The organism is Pseudomonas sp. PS02288, from assembly GCF_029959715.1.
GTDB lineage: Bacteria > Pseudomonadota > Gammaproteobacteria > Pseudomonadales > Pseudomonadaceae > Pseudomonas_O > Pseudomonas_O kuykendallii.
In genome coordinates this window covers 1-6,088 of the sequence record NZ_JASCPA010000107.1, presented here as the reverse complement: position 1 = coordinate 6,088, position 6,088 = coordinate 1, and the positions used below count along the sequence as shown (strand labels likewise).

Annotated in this window: 7 protein-coding genes; all 7 read right to left on the bottom strand. The window is 71.4% G+C overall.

Annotation, left to right across the window (positions count from 1 at the left end):
* The coding region (locus QMX85_RS23040) for a nicotinate-nucleotide--dimethylbenzimidazole phosphoribosyltransferase (protein WP_282344839.1) at window positions 1–150 on the bottom strand (150 nt) is incomplete at its 3' end.
* Window positions 147–668 carry a bifunctional adenosylcobinamide kinase/adenosylcobinamide-phosphate guanylyltransferase gene (gene cobU, locus QMX85_RS23035; RefSeq protein WP_282344834.1) on the bottom strand — a complete coding sequence of 174 codons (522 nt, stop codon included), beginning with the start codon at window positions 666–668 and terminating at the stop codon, window positions 147–149. The genes cobU and QMX85_RS23040, both read right to left, overlap by 4 nt.
* Before the next feature lie 151 nt (window positions 669–819).
* Window positions 820–2,280, bottom strand: a complete 1,461-nt coding sequence (locus QMX85_RS23030; protein WP_282344832.1) for a cobyric acid synthase — start codon at window positions 2,278–2,280, stop codon at window positions 820–822.
* Window positions 2,277–3,269, bottom strand: coding sequence for a threonine-phosphate decarboxylase CobD (gene cobD / locus QMX85_RS23025; protein WP_282344830.1), 993 nt, complete (start codon window positions 3,267–3,269; stop codon window positions 2,277–2,279). Before cobD ends, QMX85_RS23030 begins: the two co-directional genes overlap by 4 nt.
* Window positions 3,262–4,164 (bottom strand): adenosylcobinamide-phosphate synthase CbiB, encoded by a 903-nt coding sequence (gene cbiB / locus QMX85_RS23020; protein WP_282344837.1) that lies wholly within the window; start codon window positions 4,162–4,164, stop codon window positions 3,262–3,264. Before cbiB ends, cobD begins: the two co-directional genes overlap by 8 nt.
* Before the next feature lie 5 nt (window positions 4,165–4,169).
* On the bottom strand, window positions 4,170–4,820 hold the full coding sequence (gene bluB / locus QMX85_RS23015; RefSeq protein ID WP_282344827.1) for a 5,6-dimethylbenzimidazole synthase: 651 nt from the start codon (window positions 4,818–4,820) through the stop codon (window positions 4,170–4,172).
* Window positions 4,817–6,088, bottom strand: a 1,272-nt coding sequence (locus QMX85_RS23010; RefSeq protein ID WP_282344824.1) for a cobyrinate a,c-diamide synthase, incomplete at its 5' end; no start/stop codon positions are given. The genes QMX85_RS23010 and bluB, both read right to left, overlap by 4 nt.

Sequence of the window (6,088 nt, the reverse complement as noted above, 5' to 3'; positions counted from 1 at the left end):
GCCCTGCAGGGCGGCCAGCGCCAGCGCGACCCCTTCCAGCTGGCCCAGCGAGCCGGGCGGCTTGGTCAGTTGCGCCTGGCGCGCCTCGGCCTCGGCGCGCGCGGCGAGGTCCAGCGGACGGCAGGCCTGCCGCCACCACTCGATAGTCATAACGGTGCTCCCTTGAGAATCATCGGCAGGCCGGCGACGGTGAAAACCACCCGTTCGCAGCGCTCGGCCAGGGCCTGGTGCAGCCAGCCGGCTTCATCGACGTAACGCCGCGACAGTTCGCCCATCGGCACCACGCCGAGGCCGGTTTCGTTGCTGACGAACAGGATTCGCCCCGGCAGCTCGGCGAGGGCGTCGAGCAGCGCATCGCGCTCGGCGGCCAGGCGCTGCGGGTCGTCCAGCATCAGCAGGTTGGTCAGCCACAGCGTCAGGCAATCGACCAGCAGGCAGCGCCCGTCGGCCGCCTGTTCGCGCAGCACGCCCGCCAGTCGCAACGGCTCCTCAACCAGCCCCCAGTGCGCCGGGCGGCGTTCGCGATGGGCGCGGATGCGGCTGGACATCTCGCCGTCCAGCGCCTGGCTGGTGGCGATGTAGACCACCTCGAGGCCGGACTCCGCGGCCAGACGCTCGGCCAGGCGGCTCTTGCCGGAGCGGGCGCCGCCGAGGATCAGTTCAGGCATGGTTCAGCGTTTCCAGAGGATGGGGTGGTCGAAAAGCGGTGGATGTGAAAGGCGACATCCATCCTACGGATCGGTGTAAACGTAGGGTGGATCACGCCCCACCGATCCACCGAGCCGGGTTGCGCCAGGCACATGGGATCGACCGCCCGCATCAAAGCCCGCATAGCGCCCTCAGGCGATCGGTATCCAGGTGCGCCTCGACCAGATCGGCGAGGCGCTCGATTTCGCGTTCGCGCAGGGCGTGGTAATCGCTGTGCTCGACCTCGCGCACGCCCGCCCAGCGCAGCAACGCGGCGCAGGCTTCGGGCGCCTCGAACAGGCCGTGCAGGTAGGTGCCAATGACCTGGCCATCGGCGCTGCGCGCGCCGTCCTGGCGACCGTCATCGAGGGTCACCAGCGCCTCGTCCAGCGCACTGCCGGTGCTGACGCCAGCGTGGATTTCGTAGCCGCTGACGGCGGCGCCCTCCAGGCTCAGGCGCCCGCTGACCAGGCGCAGCTGCTTGTCCGCCTCCAGGCGCGTGTGCAGGTCGAGCAGGCCGAGCCCGTCGCTGCCGCCGGCGTCGCCTTCCAGGCCGAGCGGATCGTCGATGCGCTGGCCGAGCATCTGCAGGCCGCCGCAGATGCCCAGCAGCTTGCCGCCGTAGCGCAGGTGCCGGGCGATGGCGAGGTCCCAACCGTTGGCGCGCAGGAACGCCAGGTCGCGGCGGGTGCTCTTGGAGCCGGGCAGGATGATCAGGTCGGCCGGCGGAATCGGCTGGCCGGGGCCGACGAAACGCAGGTCGACCTGCGGATGCAGGCGCAGCGGGTCGAAATCGGTGTGGTTGCTGATACGCGGCAGCACCGGCACCAGCACCCGGAGGCGCTCACCCTGCTTGCCCGGCTGACGCGCGTCTATCGCGTCCTCGGCTTCGAGGTGAAAGTCCATCAGGTACGGCAGCACGCCTAGCACCGGCTTGCCGGTGCGCGCCTCCAGCCAGTCCAGGCCGGGGCGCAGCAGGGCGATGTCGCCGCGGAAGCGGTTGATGACGAAGCCGCGGACGCGCGCCCGTTCGCTCTCGGAAAGCAGTTCCAGGGTGCCGACCAGATGGGCGAAGACACCTCCCTTGTCGATGTCGGCGATGAGGATCACCGGGCAGTCCACCGCCTCGGCGAAACCCATGTTGGCGATGTCGCCCTGGCGCAGGTTGATCTCGGCCGGCGAGCCGGCGCCCTCCACCATCACCACCCGGTAGGCCTCGCGCAGGCGCCCGTGGGAGGCCAGCACCGCCTGCATCGCGGTGGGTTTGTAGGCGTGATAGGCGACCGCGTTCATGTTGCCGACCGCGTGGCCGTGGATGATCACCTGGGCGCCGATGTCGCTGTTGGGCTTGAGCAGCACCGGGTTCATGTCGGTGTGCGGCGGCAATTTGCAGGCCTGCGCCTGCACGGCCTGGGCCCGGCCGATCTCGCCGCCGTCGGCGCTGACCGCGCTGTTCAGCGCCATGTTCTGCGGCTTGAACGGCGCCACCGCCACGCCCTGGCGTTGCAGCCAGCGGCACAGGGCGGTCACCAGGGTGCTCTTGCCTGCATCCGAGGTGGTGCCCTGCACCATCAGCGTGACGCTGGCTTTCATTCGCGGCTCCGGGCGAAGACTTCCAGCGCCGACTCCAGGCGAGCCCAGGCCGGTTCGTCCGGCGGCAGGCCGAAGCGCAGGCTCGACGGCGCGGCGAACAGCCGAACCAGGATGCCGTGGCAGGCCAGGTATTCGTGCAGCAGCGCGGCGTGCTCGCTGACCCACCACTGGAACAGCGCGCAGCCACCGGTCGGGCTCAGGCCGTGGCCGGCCAGCAGGTCGTGCAGCCGCGCGCCATCGGCTTCGAGGCGGCGTCGCTGGCCGGCCTGGCCTTCGTCGTCCAGCAGCAGCGTGCGCGCGATGCTGCGCGCGGCGCCGCTCACCGCCCAGGGGCCGAGGATTTCGTCGAGGCGATCGAGCAGCTGCGGCTGTGCCAGCACGAAGCCCAGGCGCAGGCCGGCCATGCCAAAGAACTTGCCGAACGAACGCAGCACGATCAGCCCCGGCAGGTGGCTGTGCGCCGCCAGGCTGTGCTCGGGAGTGGCGTCCATGAAGGCTTCGTCGACCACCAGCCAGCCGCCGCGCTCGACCAGCCGGGCGTGCCATTCCAGCAACTGCTCGGTGGGAATGCGTCGGCCGGTGGGGTTGTTGGGGTTGACCACCACCAGCACGTCGAGGCGATCCAGGCTGCGCCGCACGCCCGCCTCGCTGATCTCCAGCAGGCGATGGCCTTCGCGGCGCCAGGCCTCGGCGTGTTCGGCGTAACAGGGCGAGACGATGCCCACCTGGCAGTAGCGACGTAGCCTCGGCAACGCCTGGATCGCCGCCTGCGAACCGGCGACCGGCAGCAGCGCCTCGACGCCGTAGAACCGCCGCGCGGCCTGCTCCAGGCCGTCGCCCCGCTCCGGCAGGCGGTTCCACGCCGCCATCGGAACCTCCGGCAGCGACCAGCCGTAGGGCGCGATGCCGGTGGACAGGTCGAGCCAGTCGGCAAGGCCGATGCGGTATTTCTCCGCGGCTTTGCGCAGGCCGCCTCCATGGTTAAGCATTCAGCAGACTCCCGATGACCAGCAGCAGCAACCACGCCGCCACGCCGCGGCGCACCAGGCGCATCGCCCGGCGGATGTCCTCGCCACGCGCCACGGCGCCCTCGCCCAGCGGCGGACGATAACGCATCTCGCCGTGATAGATCGACGGCCCGCCAAGCACCACGCCCAGCGCCCCGGCACCCGCTGCCATTACCGGGCCGGCGTTCGGGCTACTCCACTGCGGCCCCTGCAGGCGCCAGCAGCGCAGCGCGCGGCGGGTTTCACCGAGGAGCGCGTAGGTCAGCGCGACCAGCCGCGCGGGCAGGTAATTCAACACGTCATCGAGGCGCGCCGCGGCCCAGCCGAAGCGCTCGAAGCGCGCGTTGCGGTAGCCCCACATGGCGTCCAGCGTATTGCTCAGGCGATACAGCACCACGCCCGGTGCACCGGCGACGGCGAACCAGAACAGCGCGGCGAACACCGCGTCGCTGCCGTTTTCCAGCACCGACTCGGTGGCGGCCAGGGCCACGCCGTTTTCGTCCAGTGCCGAGGGTTCGCGGCTGACGATGTAGCCGACCCGCCGCCGCGCCTCGTCCAGGTCACCGCGCTCCAGCGCATCGGCCACCGGCTGGGCGTGTTCGTCCAGGCTGCGCAGGCCGATGGCGAGGTACAGCAGCAGTGCCTCGATGAGCCAGCCGAGGTACGGCAAACGGCCCAGCGCCCAGGCCAGCAGGGTCAACGGCAGCACCGCCAGGCACCAGCCGAGCACGCCGTTCAGCCGCGTGCCGCCACTCACCCGGTTCAGCCGCGCCTCGATGGCGCCGGCCAGGCGACCGAAGCCCACCAGCGGATGCCAGCGTTTCGGCTCGCCGAACGCCGCATCCAGCGCGACACCGGCGCAGGCCGTCAGGGCCATGGCGATCATGGTTTCTCGCCCCACTGGTTGCCGAACAGCATGTCTTCCAGTGGCTGCGCCTGGGTCCAGCCTTCGCCGACCAGCATCGGCTCCGGATAGAAGGCCGGCACCGGTCCGAGGCAGAGGATCGCCACCGGCTTGGCGCCGGCCGGCATGCCGAGCAGGTCGGCCAGGCGCTGCGGATCGAACAGCGACACCCAGCCCATGCCGAGCCCTTCCGCGCGGGCCGCCAGCCAGAGGTTCTGGATGGCACAGGACAGCGAGGCGAGGTCCATTTCCGGCAGCGTGCGGCGGCCGAAGACGTGCGCCTCGCGACCGTCCTTCAGGGCGGCGACCAGCAGCTCGGCGCAGTCGCGCACGCCTTCCACCTTGAGCCGGAGGAAGTCGTCGCGCCGCTCGCCCAGGGCATCGGCGGTGAGCAGGCGCTCCTCCTCGACCAGCCCGGCGATGGCCTCGCGCAGCGCCGGACGGGTGATGCGCAGGAAGCGCCAGGGCTGCATGAGGCCGACACTGGGCGCCTGGTGCGCGGCCTGCAACAGCCGGGTCAGCAGTTCAGGGGCGATTTCGCCGCCGCTGAAGTGCCGCATGTCGCGGCGCTCGGCGATGGCCCGGTAGATCGCCGCGCGCTCCTCGGCGCTGTAGGCCCATTCGTTCATGGCAGGAACCAGGTCGCCGCCGCACGCGGGTTGGACGGCATGTAGAAGTGGATGTAGGAAGCCGTCAGTCGGCCCTGGCGATACACCGCCTCGGCGGCGCCACGGCCGTTCGGGCACGCGCCACGAGCCAGCGGCTGCAGCGCGCAGTCCAGCGTCGAATGGTGGTAGGTATGCCCGCGCACGCGGCCTTCCGGCAGGTCCACCGCCTGCAGCGCGAGCGCGCTCAGGCGTGGCTGCAGGCGCGCTTCACCAGGCAGCAGGCCGAGCATTTCGCCGCGCTCGCCGGCCTTGTCCGTCAGGCCATCGAGCAGGTAGAGCATGCCGCCGCATTCGGCGAGGATCGGCTTGCCCGCGGCGTGATGCGCCCGGATCGCCGCGCGCATCGGCCGGTTGCCCGCCAGCCGCGCCAGGTGCAGCTCGGGGTAGCCGCCGGGCAGATAGAGGCTGTCCACCGCCGGCAGGGCCTCGTCATCCAGCGGCGAGAAGAACCATAGCTCGGCGCCGAGGCGACGCAGCAGGTCGAGGTTGGCCGCATAGACGAAGGCGAAGGCCGCATCCCGCGCCACGCCGATCCGCACGCCGCGCAGCAGCGGCTCGACATCGCCCTCCTCCTGCGGCGCGGCGAAGCTCACCGCGGCCGGCAGCGCGGTGTCGGCGCTCGCCGCCAGGGCATCGGCGGCGCTGTCCAGACGCTGATCCAGATCGAGCAGTTCCTCCGCCTGCACCAGCCCCAGGTGGCGGCTCGGCAACTCGATGCCGGCGGCGCGCGGCAGGCCGCCGTACCAGCGCTGCGTGGCCGGCAGGCTGGCGCGCAGCAGCTCGGCGTGACGCGCGCTGCCGACGCGGTTGGCGAGCACGCCGGAGAACGGCAGGTCGGCCTGGAAGGTGGCCAGGCCGTGGGCGACGGCGGCGAAGGTCTGCGCCATCGCCGCGGCATCGATCACCGCCAGCACCGGAAGGCCGAAGGTGCGCGCCAGGTCGGCGGCGGACGGCGTACCGTCGAACAAGCCCATCACGCCCTCGACGAGGATCAGGTCGGCTTCCTGCGCGGCCTGCCACAGCTGCCGGCGGCACTCCGCCTCGCCGACCATCCACAGGTCCAACTGGTAGACCGGCTGGCCGCTGGCCCGCTCGAGGATCATCGGATCGAGGAAATCCGGGCCACACTTGAACACCCGCACGCGCCGTCCCTGGCGCGCATGCAGGCGCGCCAGGGCGGCGGTGACGGTGGTCTTGCCCTGCCCCGAGGCGGGCGCGGCGCTCACGAG